The sequence below is a fragment of the Draconibacterium mangrovi genome (genome assembly GCF_010586825.1).
GTDB classification, from domain to species: domain Bacteria; phylum Bacteroidota; class Bacteroidia; order Bacteroidales; family Prolixibacteraceae; genus Draconibacterium; species Draconibacterium mangrovi.
Genome location: NZ_JAAAGB010000001.1, coordinates 1,010,817 through 1,025,808 on the forward strand (window position 1 = coordinate 1,010,817; position 14,992 = coordinate 1,025,808).

The following is a 14,992-nucleotide window of genomic DNA, read 5'->3' on the forward strand; positions in this document are numbered from 1 at the left end:
GCATTTTTAGCTAATTTTGAAGCACTTTAAACGATTCAAAATGGAAAGAATAGCCATATTCCCCGGATCTTTTGATCCATTTACAGTAGGACACGAGTCGATTGTTCGGCGTGCCATTTCAATGTTCGATAAGATCTATATCATGATCGGTTTTAACGCCAATAAGAAACCATTCTTTCCCATTGAAAAAAGGATGAAATGGATCAACCAGGTTTTTGAAAACGAACCCACCATTGAGGTTCGCTTACACGAAGGTTTGACCGTAGATTTCTGTAAAGAGGTGGGCGCAAAATACATTTTACGAGGCATACGTACCTCCTCTGATTTTGAATACGAACGTTCAATTGCTCAGATCAATAAAAAAATGCACCCCGAAATTGAGTCGGTATTTTTGCTCACCCTGCCGGAACATACACCGGTTAACGCCAGTATAATTCGCGATATTGTTTCGCATGGCGGCGATGCAAGCCTGTTCCTGCCAAAGGGACTGGATATGAGCGAGTTTAAAATTGAATAACACCTATGAATCATAGCATACGTTTTCTGATAATCCTCATCGCGGCACTGAGCTTTTCGTTAAATGGAATGGCAACGAGCATTCGTTGTACTAATTCGGAATACGCCAACGAACAGCTAACTTTTTATGCCTTTGCCGATCCTATTTCGAACAACAATAAAGTGGCTTTCACTTTAAAATTCAACAGCAAAGGAACCTGCGAGACTTCTGTACAAATTGATGAGCCGTTTTTTACTTTCTCCGAGTTTGGCATTTACCGCGGGATGCTTTTACTGGAGCCGGGAGTAAGCATTGATTTAAAACTCCCTCCATTAAAAAAGAAATCGTTTGCCGACCAAAAGAATCCTTACTTTCAGCCAATTGCGTTTTGGATTTATACCAATAATGGCGATATGCTCAACGACAAGATCAGCCGCTTTGAGCAGAAACTAAACGAACTTACAGACAAAGATTTTAACGCATTATATTTTCAGCAATCCGAAGCTGCCTTTAACCGACTAAAAGCCGGTATCGACGAGGCTTTCCCTGAAAAAGGATCGGAGAGTTTTGAGCTGCATAAAACCTTGCGCTTAAAACTTATGGAAGCTGACATTTTTAGAATGAGCCCTGAAGATTATTCTGCTGTTTTCCAATCAATTTCGCCGAAATTCTGGGGACACCAGTCGTTTAAAACCTTATTCGACAAAACTTTCAACAAGCAACTTAGTTTTTCGGCAAAAGCCATTGGCGGAGCAAAAGTATCGGCTGCAGTTGCCGGTGAAAACATAAACGCCTTGCTTGATTTTATTTCGGAGAAATATAAACTCTCGGGAACAATGGCCGATTTGGTTTTATTAAAAATGTTGCACGATGGTTTTTACTCCAAAGAATTTCCGGTGAAAGCCATAAAAAATATGATTGCCAGCAAACACTTTACAGGCAACCGCGAATCAAAAATCCGTGAGGCAGCCAAAAACGTGTCTGCCAAAATCACATTTCTGGAAAAAGGAAGTAAAGCACCGACCATTTGTTTAAGCGACATTAACGGCAAAAAGCTTTGTACGAACGACAGCCAGGAGAAATTTAAATACATTGTTTTTGCCGATGTTGAAACGGTAATTTGTCAGGAGCACTTAAAATACCTGAGCCGCCTGAACGAACTGTTTAATAAAAACCTCGATATTTTTGTGGTGCTGCGAAACACCGACAGAGCGGGAATTGACAGTTTTTTTAAAGAAAATAAGGTGCCGGCGACCGTGCTAATCGATACCGAAAACATTGCCATTGCTGAATATAAAGTTCGTTCGTTTCCTCAATGTTTTCTGCTAAACGAAAAACACCAGGTCGTATTTGATGATGCCAAAGCACCGCTAAACGGTTTCGAGCAACAATTTGGCACCTGGCTGCGCAACGAACTTTTTATGCGTCAGCGCAATCAGGCCCGGTAAAGTTCTATCAGCGCTTTTAAGTTTTCATAGGTATTTTCGAACACCTCGTCCAACTCATTTGGAAAAAACCAGCGCACTTCGGTAATTCCTTCTTCTTGCTGAGGAATTGGCCTTTCCGAACCTTGATAGTCCATTTCAAACCAAAAGGTTTCTTTAAAAACCCACTGCCCCAGTGTTTGTTTGTACGGCGATTTGTAAATGTGATAGGTTGATGGCAGCGCTTTTACAATGGAATGATTTGTAATGTCACATTCTTCTTCCACTTCGCGTAAAGCAGCAGTTTCAACACTTTCACCTTTATCGATTTTTCCTTTTGGCAGATCCCACTTACCGTTTCTGAAAATAAACAGCAATTTGCCGCCTCGTTTTACAACACCGCCTGCTGCATCAACCGGCAAAAATGCCGTTCTAAAATTCTGAAACAGTTTCTCAACATCAGGATGTTCTACAACAGTTTCCTGAAAATCGCCGTTTTCAAAATCCTGCAACCAATCCAATATCGCCTCAAAGCCTCTGTTTTCAGTCAAAATCCAGCATAGTTTACTCAATGTTATATTCACGCCCGGCACAAAACCGATCTTCTTTTCATTCAAAAAAACTTTATACTTTTGCATTGAATTAAAATTGCACATTATTATGGAAGCCATACAAATTGAAGTAACTAAAAAATTACTTGAAATAAACACTATAAAGATACAACCCGATAATCCATTTACATGGGCTTCAGGTTGGAAATCTCCAATTTATTGCGACAACAGAAAAACGCTTTCTTATCCTGAAACCCGCTCTTTCATTCGCGATGCGTTTGTAAAGTTGATCCAGGAAAAATACCCGGAAGCGGAAGTAATTGCCGGGGTAGCTACCGGAGCCATTGCAATTGGTGCATTGGTAGCCGATAAATTGGGACTTCCCTTCATTTATGTTCGTTCGAAACCTAAAGGTCATGGCCTGGAAAACCTGATTGAGGGCGATCTGAAACCATTCAAAAAAGTGGTTGTGGTTGAAGATCTTGTATCTACAGGAATCAGCAGTTTGAAAGCTGCCGAGGCAGTTAACAACTTTGGTGGCGATGTTGTAGGAATGGTATCAATTTTCACCTACAATTTCCCGTTGGCAAAAGAAAACTTCGAGAAAGCGGGTATCGAACTGACTTCATTAAGCCGTTACCAGATCCTTATTGACCTGTCGCTGGAACAAGGCGACATTACAAAAGACCAGGTGGAGTCGCTGATGGAGTGGCGCGAAGACCCTGCAAACTGGGGAAAATAATCTGAAAGAAAAAGACATTAAATATTTCCCGCTCCTGATGGTTATTGGGGGCGGGATTTTTTATAACTACTATGGCACTCAACAAATACGTTAGCGAAGTAAAAGTTATCGAGCACAACCAGCAGGTGGTATTTAATTACCTGTCGAATTTCGAGAACCTGTCTACTTACCTTAATTCAGGACTGATAGAGAAAATAACTGAAAAGGTTCCGCAAATTAAAATTACCGATTTTGAGTCGGATCGCGATTCATGTAAATTCAACATCACCGGACTGGGACTTGCCGAAATTAAAATTGTTAACCGCGAGCCATTTAAAACAATAAAAGTTGAAAGTTCGGGTGGTTTACCGCTGAGTTTTACTTTCTGGATTCAGTTAATGCCGGTTAATGAATACAAAACAAAAATGCGCCTTACGCTGCATGCAGAAATGAGCATGATGATTAAAATGATGGCCGGAAGCAAACTGGAGGAAGGCATTAACCAACTGGCCGACACGCTCTCGAAGTTGCCTTATCAGTAACAGTTTTCAGTCGCAGTTTTCAGTTTTCAGCAGAGAAGGAATTTCGAATGATGATTAACGATTGTAGATTTTCGAAGGAATAGGCAGCTGGCAAATTAGTAGGCATTTTTTTTACCACAGAGTAACACAGAGATTTTCACAGAACAACACTGAGATATTATAGTTGAATGTAACTGATTATTTTGCAAAGTAGCATTCAACAATTTTTCAATTTGGCAATTTAACAATTCTTCAATTAATCACTCTGATTCAATCTTCCTTTCAATCCCATCAATCTTTTTTACACAACAAACTCCACCTCTTTAAACATATATTCCGTTACATTTCCGTCGGGCTCTTCCAACTGCAGTTGCCCAAAACTGCCAATGCCTGCAATTCTGGCGCTAAACTCTTTGCCGTCTTTCCGGTACGGATGCATACCCTCATTTCTGAATAAAGTTTGAAAATATTCCGCATCTACTTTTTCGAGTCTTCCCTCACGCAAAATCTCGATATAATTCTCAAGCTTCTGCAAAAAAGCTTTTAAAATATCCTCAATATCAAATTCTTTTTTCAAAAGCTGTTTCATCGATACCGGGTTGGGTGCATCCGACAGAAATTCCTCCTGATTAACGTTCACCCCCACTCCAACTATCGAAGAATCAAGCGCTATGCCCTTCACCGTGTTTTCAATTAAAATGCCGGCAATTTTCTTTTCGCCCACATAAATATCGTTGGGCCACTTAATTTTCACATCATTTAAATGCTGTTTAAGTACGTCAGCCAAAGCCAGGCTTACAACTTTCGAGATATAAAACTGCTTGCCGGCTTCTAAAAAACCGGGGTATAATAGCACACTGAAAAGCAAATTTTTATCGCGTTCGCTTTCCCAAAAATTACCAACCTGCCCACGTCCACTTTCCTGGTAATGTGCCAAAACGACAGTGCCTTGAGCCGCCTTTTCCCGCACCAGTTGCTTGGCATAGTTGTTGGTACTATCGAGCACATTAAAAACAATGATATTTTTGTCCGTTAAAAACATATAATTTCAAAAGTAAACCATTCTCTTAAAAAATGGTTAATGGACAAAAAGATTATCTTTGTAGGGTACAATAAATTTTTATGAATAAAGCAGAAGAATCAAAGGTTTTAATAGAAGCAATTCTTGAAGGTATTCATCGGATAAAAGGAAAAGAGATAAAACACGTTGATCTGGAAAGTATCGGCCACACTGAATGTGGACATTTTATTATATGCCACGGAACCTCCTCAACACATGTTGATTCAATTGCACACACGGTAGAAGAAACGGTAAAAGAAATTACCGGCGAAGATGTTTGGCATCGCGACGGCTACCGAAATGCACTTTGGATATTGTTGGATTACGGAGATGTAATGGTACATGTTTTCCAGGAAGAAGCACGCCGGTTTTATAACCTTGAAGGACTTTGGGCTGATGCAAAAATTACTAAAATTGAAGAAGAAGATTAAAAGACCATGACAGATAAACAAAATAACAAAAAAGATCAGAACAATCTGAACAACCCTTTTGGGAAACTAAATCCCAAAAACAACGGTAAACCGCCAAAATTCAATGCCTATTGGATTTACGGGATTATTGCTGTTGTTTTTCTTATTGTACAATACTACATCAGCACCAGCAAAGGCCCTGTTGACACATCGTGGCCCGAGGTAAAACAAATGTTGCAAAACGGCGATGTTAAACGTATTGTAGTAATAAATGAAAAAATTGCCCGGATATATTTGAAAGAAGACCGGTTAAAAAATTACGAATCACAGTTTGAAGGCAACTTTTCGAAACCATCAGATATTGGCCCGCATTTTAAACTAAATACCGGACCGATTGAAAATTTCGCCGATGACCTTAAGGTTGCACAAGAAAATATGGAAGACAAAGTCTTTCCGGTGTACGAAGATGAGCAGAATTGGGCACGCGACATTATTTGGTCGATTGGCCCGTTTGTTCTGATAATATTGCTGTGGTGGTGGATTTTCCGGAGGATGAGTCGTGGAGGTGCCGGAGGAGGTGGTGCCGGCGGTATTTTCAATGTTGGAAAGTCGCAGGCCAAAGTTTTTGATAAAGACCAGAGAGTATCGACAAACTTTAAAGATGTTGCCGGACTGGCAGAGGCCAAACAGGAAGTGGAAGAAATTGTAGAATTCCTGAAAAGCCCGGCAAAATATACCAAACTTGGTGGTAAAATTCCGAAAGGTGCACTTTTGGTTGGCCCTCCGGGAACGGGTAAAACCCTGCTTGCCAAGGCCGTAGCCGGCGAAGCAAACGTTCCGTTTTTCAGCATGTCGGGTTCCGATTTTGTGGAAATGTTTGTGGGAGTTGGAGCATCGCGTGTTCGCGACCTGTTTAAACAAGCCAAAGAAAAAGCACCGTGTATTGTGTTTATCGACGAGATTGACGCCATCGGACGTGCTCGTGGTAAAAACCCAAATATGGGATCGAACGACGAACGCGAAAATACGCTGAACCAGCTGCTTACCGAAATGGATGGTTTTGACACCAACAGCGGGGTAATCATTTTGGCAGCTACCAACCGTGCCGATATACTGGACCGTGCCTTAATGCGTGCCGGCCGTTTCGACCGCCAGATTCACGTTGAATTGCCCGACCTGAATGAGCGTGGTGAGATTTTCAATGTTCATTTACGTCCCTTAAAATTAAGCGAAGAGGTAAAAGTTGATTTTCTGGCCAAACAAACACCAGGATTCTCAGGTGCCGATATCGCCAACGTTTGTAACGAAGCTGCATTAATTGCCGCTCGCAGAAACAGAGATGCTATTGTTAAACAGGATTTCCTTGATGCTGTTGACCGTATTATCGGTGGTTTGGAAAAGAAAAATAAAATCATTTCCCAAGAAGAAAAGAAAACAATTGCTTTCCACGAAGCAGGTCACGCCACCATTAGCTGGTTGCTGGAATATGCACATCCATTGGTTAAAGTAACTATTGTTCCGCGCGGGAAAGCGCTGGGAGCTGCCTGGTATTTGCCTGAAGAACGTTCGATCACCACAAAAGATCAATTGTTGGATGAAATGGCATCGGCACTGGGCGGACGTGCAGCGGAGGAAATTACTTTTGGTAAAATTTCATCGGGAGCACAAAACGACCTGGAGAAAGTAACCAAACAGGCTTATGCCATGGTGAGTATTTTCGGGATGAGCGAAAAAGTTGGGAACATTAGCTTTTACGACTCAACCGGCCAATCAGACTTTACATTTACCAAACCGTACAGCGAAAAAACGGCAGAACTGATTGACTCGGAAGTAAAAGTTCTGATCGACAGCCAGTACAAACGTGCAAAACAGATACTACAAGAAAATAAAGAAGGGCACGCCAAGTTAGCAAAATTGCTGCTTGAACGGGAAGTAATTTTCAGTGAAGACCTGGAAGAGATATTTGGCAAACGCCCGTGGGACAAAAAACACGCTATCTCGGAAAATGGAAACGGCGATAAACCAGTAAACGCCGAGCTGAAAGAAACGAAAGAAACAAAAACCATAGAAAATCACGAGGAGGAAACAACAACAGAATAAATGGCATCGGCTCGCGAAGAAATACTGAACAAGCTAAAAAAAGCTATTCACCCCGAGCCGGAGATGCCAGATTTTGACGCTCCCGTTTATCACGCTATTGAAAAATCTTTAAGTCAGGCATTTAAAGAAAACCTTGAGGCGGTAAACGGGAGTGTTTATTTGTGCAAATCGGAAGAAGAGCTTATTGAGAGGCTGAAAACGGTGTTGCAGGATGTTCCAAAAACAGAAGTGGTTTGTGCTGAAAAAGAACTTCAGGAATTACTCACAAAAAACGAAATTGAACATCAAAATTACAGGGAAAGGCAACAAACAATAGAAGCAGGAATCACTTCCTGCGAGTTTTTAATTGCACACACCGGATCGGTTATGGTAAGTTCTGCATTACAGGGAGGCCGCCAGCTATCGGTGTATCCGCCGCAACACATTGTTATTGCCCGAAAAGATCAGCTGGTTGACTATCTGCATACCGCTTACGCTAAAATCCGCGAGAAGTATCGCGATCAGCTGCCTTCACAGATTACTTTAATTACAGGACCAAGCCGAACAGCTGATATTGAAAAAACGCTGGTTCTGGGCGCCCACGGACCGCGCGAATTGCATGTGTTTATCTACTAGCTTCACACTATTTAACTTATGGCAAACCATATTTTTTTAACTTTGCAGCATAAAACAAGCTTGGGAAATCATCTGTGCGCAAACACAGCTGCTTACACCAGAACTAAAGACCTAATCAAAGAATTAAAAGGTGAGTAATTTACTAAAACGCTCTTTAACAGGAGTTATTTATATAGCCGTAATGCTGGGTGGAACGCTGCTGCACCCCATCATTTTTGCAGTGGTGTTTGCAACGTTGTTATTTATCACCCAATACGAATTTTATGCCATGGTGGAAAAAGCCGGTCATCATCCTTCGCGAATTATCGGAAGTATTTTTGGCGTTATCTTTTTCCTGATTTGTTTTGGCTTATCGAATAACTATCTGCCGCGCCAGTTTGGCTTTAGTTTTATTGCCATTGTTGTTATCCTGCTTATTGTAGAAATTTTCAGAAGCGACAAAGACACCCTAAAGAATGCAGGTTCAAGCACACTGGGGTTTGCCTACATTGCGCTGCCGTTTAGTTTGATGAACTTTGTTGTGCACACATCAATTAACGGGCAAAATACCTTTTATCCGTGGATAATGGTTGGCGTATTTTTTATTTTGTGGATAAACGATTCGGCAGCTTACCTGGTGGGTACACAGTTTGGCAAACATAAAATGTGTAAAAATATATCACCTGCAAAATCGTGGGAAGGCCTAATTGGAGGTGCCGTTTTTGCCATAATTATGGGGATAGTAAATGCCGTTATGTTCCAGGCTGTAAGTATGCTTAGCTGGATTGTTATTGCAGTACTTACCGTGGCTTTTGGCACATTGGGCGACTTATTCGAATCGAAGATAAAACGCGAAATCGATGTAAAGGATTCGGGTACATTTTTACCCGGACACGGTGGCTTTTTAGACCGCCTGGATAGTTTGCTTTTTGTTATCCCTGCAATTTTTATTTGGCTCATTTTTACCGGAAACGTGTAAAGCGTAACAACAAATGAAGAACATTATTAAACAGATACCCAATTTCATTACCACCCTCAACCTTTTATCAGGAGTAATTGCTACCATATTTGCCATCGACGGGCACCTGATCTGGGCAGGAATTTTTATTTGTGCCGCATCGGTTTTCGACTTTGCCGACGGGCTGGCTGCACGAGCGTTAAAAGCCTATTCTGAAATCGGGAAACAGCTCGATTCCTTATCCGATCTGGTTTCGTTTGGTGTGGCTCCGGGTGCTATTCTTTTTACTTTGCTCGAATTTTCGTTATTCGCGGAAAACCAACCGATACACGAGATATCTGCAGATTGGTGGCAGTGGATTATTCTTTTCTCCGCATTTTTAGTTCCGGTTTTTGGTGCTATCCGTCTGGCAAAGTTTAATGTGTTTACCAGCGACGAACCATTTTTCAGAGGTTTGCCCATTCCTTCAAACGGAATATTTTGGGCTTCTCTGGGTTTAATGCTCGAATTTCCGAAATACCACGATATTTTTCAATCGCTGTATTCCACAAAAAACCTGGTTTTTCTGGGTATTTTCATGTCGGGGATGATGGTGATCAACATGCCCATGTTTTCGTTGAAAGTAAAAAACCTGCGTTTAAAAGATAACTGGTACCGGTACCTTTTCCTGACGATATCAGCCATTTTATTAATCGTTTTTATCGTTTACGGGCTGGCGCTGATCATCTTGCTTTACATTATTCTGAATGTGATTTTTTACCTGTTTAAGGTGGAATTTTAAAACGAGATAATATTGGTTATCCAACCCGTACCGGGTTGTTTGCTTTTTTCTTTCGAATCCCTATTATAATCGAACTCCTACGGAGTTTTTAAAGAGTAGTATCGTTTCACGCGAAGTAAAAAAAAGAAGCGCAAAGTTCGCAAAGGTGCTGAAATCTGATTTGCGTCCTTCGCGAAAACTTAGCGTTCTCTGCATGAAATTTCTATTTAATATCAGTGGGAAATTTGCAAAAGAAAAGCCTCTGAAAACGGAAGAAAATATTTTCCCGAGGGAAAGATTAATAATACGCCATGACAAATTGACTTCCGAAACCAGAGGCTAATATCTTTAGCAGCAAACGTTACAGAACGTTATAAACTACTTTGTTACATACTTAACAACAAATCAGTCAAGATGTTTTTAGATTGAGGAATAATTTAAAGAATTCTATTTTAAAGGAGCGGCGAATTTTAATACATCGGCTTCGGTAATTTCCTTATCGCACAAAATAATAAGCCTTTCAATTACATTCCGGAACTCGCGAATATTACCGGTCCAGTTAATTTTTTGCAACTCAGTTATACCCTTTTCGGTAATTGTTTTTTCCTGCATACCGTACTCGCCACAAATTTGTTTAATAAAATGATTGGCCAGTAAAGGAATATCATCAAGCCGCTCGTTAAGTGTTGGAACATGAATCAGAATCACACTTAAACGGTGATAAAGGTCTTCGCGGAATTTATTCTGATCAATCTCGTTGGCCAGGTTTTTATTGGTAGCAGCCACTACGCGTACATCAACTTTTATGTGTTTATCGCCTCCTACACGGCTGATAATACTTTCCTGCAGCGCACGTAACACTTTGGCTTGTGCCGAAAGGCTCATATCGCCAATCTCATCAAGGAAAAGTGTTCCGCCATTGGCCTGCTCAAATTTTCCTTTGCGCTGTTTTACTGCCGAAGTAAAAGCTCCTTTTTCGTGACCAAACAATTCACTTTCGATCAATTCAGAGGGAATAGCTGCACAATTCACTTCAACAAATGGCCCTGACGCGCGGTTGCTATGATCGTGAATCCGGCGGGCTACCAGCTCTTTCCCCGATCCGTTGGCACCGGTAATCAGCACCCGGGCATCGGTTGGAGCAACGCGGTCGGCCATTTCAATAATTTCGGTAATGGCTTTTGACTCGCCCACGATTTCAAATTTCTTATTAACCTTTTTCTTCAGAATTTTTGTTTCGGTAACCAGGGTTGATTTATCCATGGCATTGCGAATGGTGATCAACAAACGGTTCAGATCAAGTGGCTTTTCAATATAATCGAAGGCTCCTTTTTTTATCGAATCAACAGCGGTATCAATATTTCCGTGTCCCGATATCATTACCACCGGAGTATCGGGAGCCAAAACCACCAAGCGTTCCAAGACTTCAATGCCATCCAGTCCCGGCATTTTTATATCACAAAGTACAATATCGTACTCGGCCGAACGAATTTTCTCAATTCCTTTAGTTCCATCTTCTGCCAGATCTACTTCATATTTCTCGTATTCAAGAATATCTTTTAGCGTATTTCTGATGCTTCTCTCGTCGTCTATTACCAGGATCTTTGACATGTGTTTCTATTTTAATTTCGAATATAACAATTATTACAGGAGAACGCTTTACAAAAATGATTCCAATAAAATATCGTTGCGTATTTACTTATCAACCTGCTGACACTTCTCCAGTGATAGCCTTGCTTTGAGTGAGACCCTCACCAAAGTGCAGCGCATATCGGTGAGCAATTTCATTTCAGCGTAAGACAAAAAAAATCCCGATGAAAAATTTCACCGGGACTTTTAATATATACTAATATGGTTTTTTTAACACCCGCCAGCAGCAACACTGGATTTTTCGCGGCGACGCACCTGCACAGGTTTGTTATCCTGATCAGCATTTAGTTCAGAACCGTCTTTTGGAGCGGCCATTTCAGCATAGTTATACCGCGGAAATCCGCTAAAATATGCATCGTCGTCAATAGTACTGTACAAATCATCTTCATTGGCTTTGTAATACTCATAACCACCCAGTAACAGTTTGATGTTGTTAAATCCAACCTGGCGAAAAAACATCCACGGACCATTTGCCTGTAGCTCGTTTTCGCCATACAAAACAATGGTTACACCCATATCGCGAAGTGCTTCCAAACGTTCTAAGTTATCAGGGTCGGTCAAGGTATTTGCCGACAAATTCTCGGCTCCGGGAATATGTCCCTGCCCAAAAACAAAGTTATCGCGAATATCAAACAAAACGATACTATCGGGTTTATTGGCGATCACATCTACAAGCTCCCAGGGGTAGAAATAATCCTCACCATCAAGTAAAGCTTCGATACTTTCGTCCATGCTTTTTTCGTATTTAAACAAAGGATTTGGCATGGTTAAAAAGCCAATTGCAAGAATAACCACAAATACTGACACTGCGATTAATGTTCTCCACGGATTTAGTTCATGTATATGCATGTTTTTAATTTTTTCAATAGTTAGAAATTAGCAACCACCAGCTGCAACGTTTGATTTTTCTCTTCGGCGTACCTGCACTTCAACATTGTCGCCTTCAGGAGTTGCTGCTTCAGCTCCTGTAAAATAAATTTGTGCTCCTTTGCGAAATGCATAAAGTTTGTGATCAACAGAAGGCGCATCGGCATCAGGTTGCGAAGGTTCAATTATGGTTTGCATCCAGCAGTTTAAGCCACCTTTCATTACGTATGTGCCATCAACACCCAAACGTTTGGTTAACACCCATGTTTGATCGGCGCGGATATCGTCGTTGGAAATAAATACTACTTTAACTCCCGGTACTCCGAAGTATCCCATATTGCCTTCGTTTAAAAGTTCCTCAAGCGGAATATTTACCGAGCCCGGCAATGCATATTCGGCATACTCATCTGCCGGACGCACATCAATCATTAACAACGATGGATCGCCCTGGATGATCATCTTAGCCACCTGGTCGGTCGTTACATATCGTGTAGGCTGAATTATTTCCTGCAGCAGTTCCTCAGGATCAATTTGTTTTGGCTCATCATCGCTTGTTAAAAACAATGTTCCTACCGCCAACACAAGCATTAATATGGTTAGTAAAATATAATTTCGATTCATCACATTTCAGTCGTTTAGAATTTATATTGCTTCATGTTTTTACGCACGCGTTTCTCGATAAACATTGTTCCCCAGAAAGCTGCAAGTGCCACTACTGTAAATACTACAGCGAACACGGGTGCCGGAATACCTGTCAGATCGGTAAGCGTAACGTTTCCGAGGTTTCCACTCGTAAAGAAGTTTTCGAACAATGGAAATGCCAGCGAAAAACCGAAGATTCCCACGTAAAGTCCTATTGCAAAAAATACAGCATCGAGTTTACCAATGGCAATTCCGGTAAAACTGGTTCCCGGGCAAAAACCGCCCAGCACAAATCCAACTCCCATTATTACGCCACCAACAATCATTGGTCCTAAAAATGTTGGAAGAATAAATATTTGCGAGAGACTGATCCAGCCCACATAATCGAAATATAACAGGCCAACCATTGCTACGATTAACGCAGTAAAAAATACGCGAAGCACAACAAAGTTATAGCCGTAAAATACACCGGCCAGGTTTCGTGAAGAAGAAAAACCCGATGCTTCGAGAATAAATCCAAATGCGACTCCGAGCAAAATTGCGATAACAAAATCCCATCCGCCGCCAATTACACCATTAGGAATTAAAGGTCCCATATCTTAATTTTTTAATGTTCTATTATTTGAATGATAATTCATCCTTTTTTGATACCTGGTATTCAGTCTCAGTTCTCAGTCTCAGTTTTCAGGAATTGCTGCTAACTGCGACTGTTAAATGTCAACTTTCTACTATATCCAAAATTTTCTAAAAAAGTAAGCCACCAGGTACCCGGTACCAAAAATGGAAAACATTACAATTACTCCACCTAAGGCAAAAGTAGCGGTACCACTTAATGCGGCTCCACTGGTACATCCACGGCCAAACTGACTTCCCAATCCAAAAAGAGCTCCACCAATTAAGGCTAAAATGAGTCGTTTTTTATTGGAAATCTGTGGTCCTTTGTCAATTCTGAATTTCTTCATTCTTCCGAAAACAATACCGGAAAGAATTCCACCCAGTAAAAGCCCCAGCGATTCGAACACCAACCAGGTATTCATTGGCGAATGACCGTCGCTAAGAAACTGGCACATATATGCGTTAGCTTCAGTAGCTTTTGGAGCAATTGTATTTGATGTTGTTACAACTGCACTTTTAACCGCTCCGCTGGCACCCAGCCCGCGGCCCGTAATAAATACGGTTGCAAGAACCAGTAATCCGAGTAGTACACCGCCCAAATAAGGGTTGATGTATTTCGGCTCTTGTATATTTGTTTGTTCTGAACTCATATTATTATAGTTTATTTTTAGTAGAGATAACGTGTAATTTGTCCGGCTTCAACCATAATGAAACGGAACATAAATCCACCAAATAAGATCATTACCGGAGGCAACCATTTTGGTACGTGCATTCCCCAAATTTCGAGTGTCTCGAACAATGCAGGAAAGATTAAACCGATGGCCACAACAAATACCCAGAAACTTACAGTAAATTCTCCGCCCAGGAATAAGTTGGCAGCTTCGATTGCTGTTTCCGAACCGGCCAAAAATCCCATAAAAAGGTGAACGATCAGAAAGATTTCGATGAAAATAAAAACAAGGTCGATCCTGCTTAATATTTTCCGTTCGTTGGCATCTTTACTCATCCAGATAATGGTAGCTAGCCCGGTTGAAAATCCGGAAACAAGGAACAGTGGTCCGAGGATGGATGTATTCCACAACGGACGCGCATTAAATGCTGAAAGTAATATTCCGGTATAAACACCCAGAATAATTGCATAGATCATCATAATCCACGCCAGACTAACTCTGTGTTTTATAACAAAGGCTTCAAACTTCTCCAGAAAATCAAATTTCCAGTTCCAGCCCGGTATCAGTTCTTTCATGTAACTGGCCACCCAAATAAACGATATTGGAGTAATGATCATCAATGTCCAGGCTCCCCAACCCATCGGCGATTCCAATCGGATGGTGGTGTACAATTGCCAAAAGAAAAGTTTGTGTTTTAAATCAAGAAACAGCGCAAACAAGCCCAATATCAGTGCAATTGGAGCAATAATTGGCGCAATTTTTACTGTTGTTTTCATTTCTTTCTCTTTCCCCCTGACAACAAAATATCCGGCAAAAAACAATATGCCTGCGGCCAAACCACCTAAAAACAAATAGAGTGGAATTTGCCAGTGCCATATATTAAGGTATGGATCGATGTTCGGAATATTTCGTCCGCTTACAAATAATTCTTCTTTCATCTTCTATCAGGTTT

At 41.1% G+C, this 14,992-nt stretch carries 17 protein-coding genes; 9 read left to right on the top strand and 8 right to left on the bottom strand.

Features of this window, described 5'->3' with window-relative positions; translation table 11 throughout:
• Window positions 1–40: 40 nt before the first annotated feature.
• The gene (gene coaD / locus G4420_RS04060) at window positions 41–517 is read left to right on the top strand and encodes a pantetheine-phosphate adenylyltransferase (RefSeq protein WP_045026106.1); all 477 of its coding nucleotides are present in this window, start codon (window positions 41–43) and stop codon (window positions 515–517) included.
• Window positions 518–522: 5 nt separating this feature from the next.
• Window positions 523–1,944, top strand: a complete 1,422-nt coding sequence (locus G4420_RS04065) for a peroxiredoxin family protein (RefSeq protein ID WP_163322287.1) — start codon at window positions 523–525, stop codon at window positions 1,942–1,944.
• Here G4420_RS04065 and G4420_RS04070 read toward each other — a convergent pair.
• Window positions 1,932–2,558, bottom strand: a complete 627-nt coding sequence (locus G4420_RS04070; protein ID WP_163322288.1) for an NUDIX hydrolase — start codon at window positions 2,556–2,558, stop codon at window positions 1,932–1,934. The two genes, G4420_RS04065 and G4420_RS04070, sit on opposite strands and share 13 nt — an antisense overlap.
• 22 nt (window positions 2,559–2,580) lie before the next feature.
• On the opposite strand from G4420_RS04070, the gene pyrE reads away from it, so the two are divergent.
• Window positions 2,581–3,213, top strand: a complete 633-nt coding sequence (gene pyrE, locus G4420_RS04075) for an orotate phosphoribosyltransferase (RefSeq protein WP_163322289.1) — start codon at window positions 2,581–2,583, stop codon at window positions 3,211–3,213.
• Window positions 3,214–3,284: 71 nt separating this feature from the next.
• The gene (locus G4420_RS04080; RefSeq protein ID WP_163322290.1) at window positions 3,285–3,734 is read left to right on the top strand and encodes an SRPBCC family protein; all 450 of its coding nucleotides are present in this window, start codon (window positions 3,285–3,287) and stop codon (window positions 3,732–3,734) included.
• A gap of 280 nt (window positions 3,735–4,014) precedes the next feature.
• On the opposite strand, the gene G4420_RS04085 is transcribed toward G4420_RS04080, so the two are convergent.
• On the bottom strand, window positions 4,015–4,755 hold the full coding sequence (locus G4420_RS04085; RefSeq protein ID WP_163322291.1) for a biotin--[acetyl-CoA-carboxylase] ligase: 741 nt from the start codon (window positions 4,753–4,755) through the stop codon (window positions 4,015–4,017).
• Window positions 4,756–4,835: 80 nt separating this feature from the next.
• Between G4420_RS04085 and rsfS the strand changes: the two genes are divergently transcribed.
• From rsfS to G4420_RS04110, 5 genes are all read left to right on the top strand, one after another.
• Window positions 4,836–5,204 carry a ribosome silencing factor gene (rsfS, locus tag G4420_RS04090; protein ID WP_163322292.1) on the top strand — a complete coding sequence of 123 codons (369 nt, stop codon included), beginning with the start codon at window positions 4,836–4,838 and terminating at the stop codon, window positions 5,202–5,204.
• Between the two features lie 6 nt (window positions 5,205–5,210).
• Window positions 5,211–7,283, top strand: a complete 2,073-nt coding sequence (gene ftsH, locus G4420_RS04095; RefSeq protein WP_163322293.1) for an ATP-dependent zinc metalloprotease FtsH — start codon at window positions 5,211–5,213, stop codon at window positions 7,281–7,283.
• The gene (locus G4420_RS04100) at window positions 7,284–7,898 is read left to right on the top strand and encodes a LutC/YkgG family protein (RefSeq protein WP_163322294.1); all 615 of its coding nucleotides are present in this window, start codon (window positions 7,284–7,286) and stop codon (window positions 7,896–7,898) included. It begins immediately after the preceding gene.
• 130 nt (window positions 7,899–8,028) lie between these two features.
• Window positions 8,029–8,856 carry a phosphatidate cytidylyltransferase gene (locus G4420_RS04105; RefSeq protein WP_163322295.1) on the top strand — a complete coding sequence of 276 codons (828 nt, stop codon included), beginning with the start codon at window positions 8,029–8,031 and terminating at the stop codon, window positions 8,854–8,856.
• A gap of 13 nt (window positions 8,857–8,869) precedes the next feature.
• The gene (locus tag G4420_RS04110; protein WP_204273589.1) at window positions 8,870–9,616 is read left to right on the top strand and encodes a CDP-alcohol phosphatidyltransferase family protein; all 747 of its coding nucleotides are present in this window, start codon (window positions 8,870–8,872) and stop codon (window positions 9,614–9,616) included.
• 426 nt (window positions 9,617–10,042) lie between these two features.
• Here G4420_RS04110 and G4420_RS04115 read toward each other — a convergent pair whose 3' ends face one another.
• The 6 genes from G4420_RS04115 to nrfD all read right to left on the bottom strand — a co-directional run bounded on the left by G4420_RS04115 (window position 10,043) and on the right by nrfD (window position 14,978).
• On the bottom strand, window positions 10,043–11,206 hold the full coding sequence (locus G4420_RS04115) for a sigma-54-dependent transcriptional regulator (protein WP_045026097.1): 1,164 nt from the start codon (window positions 11,204–11,206) through the stop codon (window positions 10,043–10,045).
• A 249-nt stretch (window positions 11,207–11,455) separates the two neighbouring features.
• Window positions 11,456–12,094, bottom strand: a complete 639-nt coding sequence (locus G4420_RS04120; protein ID WP_163322296.1) for a rhodanese-like domain-containing protein — start codon at window positions 12,092–12,094, stop codon at window positions 11,456–11,458.
• A gap of 27 nt (window positions 12,095–12,121) precedes the next feature.
• Entirely contained in the window at window positions 12,122–12,733 is a 612-nt protein-coding gene (locus tag G4420_RS04125) for a rhodanese-like domain-containing protein (RefSeq protein ID WP_163322297.1), read from the bottom strand.
• 14 nt (window positions 12,734–12,747) lie between these two features.
• Complete coding sequence (locus G4420_RS04130; protein WP_163322298.1) at window positions 12,748–13,350, bottom strand: YeeE/YedE thiosulfate transporter family protein; 603 nt, start codon at window positions 13,348–13,350, stop codon at window positions 12,748–12,750.
• Window positions 13,351–13,482: 132 nt separating this feature from the next.
• The gene (locus G4420_RS04135; RefSeq protein WP_163322299.1) at window positions 13,483–14,019 is read right to left on the bottom strand and encodes a YeeE/YedE thiosulfate transporter family protein; all 537 of its coding nucleotides are present in this window, start codon (window positions 14,017–14,019) and stop codon (window positions 13,483–13,485) included.
• 17 nt (window positions 14,020–14,036) lie between these two features.
• On the bottom strand, window positions 14,037–14,978 hold the full coding sequence (nrfD, locus tag G4420_RS04140) for an NrfD/PsrC family molybdoenzyme membrane anchor subunit (RefSeq protein ID WP_163322300.1): 942 nt from the start codon (window positions 14,976–14,978) through the stop codon (window positions 14,037–14,039).
• Between the last annotated feature and the right edge of the window lie 14 nt (window positions 14,979–14,992).

Coding starts and splice junctions, on each gene's coding strand:
- nrfD (WP_163322300.1), bottom strand. CDS start 14,978: ATGAAAGAAGAATTATTTGTAAGCGGACGAAATATTCCGAACATCGAT.
- G4420_RS04085 (WP_163322291.1), bottom strand. CDS start 4,755: ATGTTTTTAACGGACAAAAATATCATTGTTTTTAATGTGCTCGATAGT.
- G4420_RS04070 (WP_163322288.1), bottom strand. CDS start 2,558: ATGCAAAAGTATAAAGTTTTTTTGAATGAAAAGAAGATCGGTTTTGTG.
- rsfS (WP_163322292.1), top strand. CDS start 4,836: ATGAATAAAGCAGAAGAATCAAAGGTTTTAATAGAAGCAATTCTTGAA.
- G4420_RS04125 (WP_163322297.1), bottom strand. CDS start 12,733: ATGAATCGAAATTATATTTTACTAACCATATTAATGCTTGTGTTGGCG.
- G4420_RS04120 (WP_163322296.1), bottom strand. CDS start 12,094: ATGCATATACATGAACTAAATCCGTGGAGAACATTAATCGCAGTGTCA.
- coaD (WP_045026106.1), top strand. CDS start 41: ATGGAAAGAATAGCCATATTCCCCGGATCTTTTGATCCATTTACAGTA.
- G4420_RS04110 (WP_204273589.1), top strand. CDS start 8,870: ATGAAGAACATTATTAAACAGATACCCAATTTCATTACCACCCTCAAC.
- ftsH (WP_163322293.1), top strand. CDS start 5,211: ATGACAGATAAACAAAATAACAAAAAAGATCAGAACAATCTGAACAAC.
- pyrE (WP_163322289.1), top strand. CDS start 2,581: ATGGAAGCCATACAAATTGAAGTAACTAAAAAATTACTTGAAATAAAC.
- G4420_RS04080 (WP_163322290.1), top strand. CDS start 3,285: ATGGCACTCAACAAATACGTTAGCGAAGTAAAAGTTATCGAGCACAAC.
- G4420_RS04115 (WP_045026097.1), bottom strand. CDS start 11,206: ATGTCAAAGATCCTGGTAATAGACGACGAGAGAAGCATCAGAAATACG.
- G4420_RS04065 (WP_163322287.1), top strand. CDS start 523: ATGAATCATAGCATACGTTTTCTGATAATCCTCATCGCGGCACTGAGC.
- G4420_RS04100 (WP_163322294.1), top strand. CDS start 7,284: ATGGCATCGGCTCGCGAAGAAATACTGAACAAGCTAAAAAAAGCTATT.
- G4420_RS04135 (WP_163322299.1), bottom strand. CDS start 14,019: ATGAGTTCAGAACAAACAAATATACAAGAGCCGAAATACATCAACCCT.
- G4420_RS04130 (WP_163322298.1), bottom strand. CDS start 13,350: ATGGGACCTTTAATTCCTAATGGTGTAATTGGCGGCGGATGGGATTTT.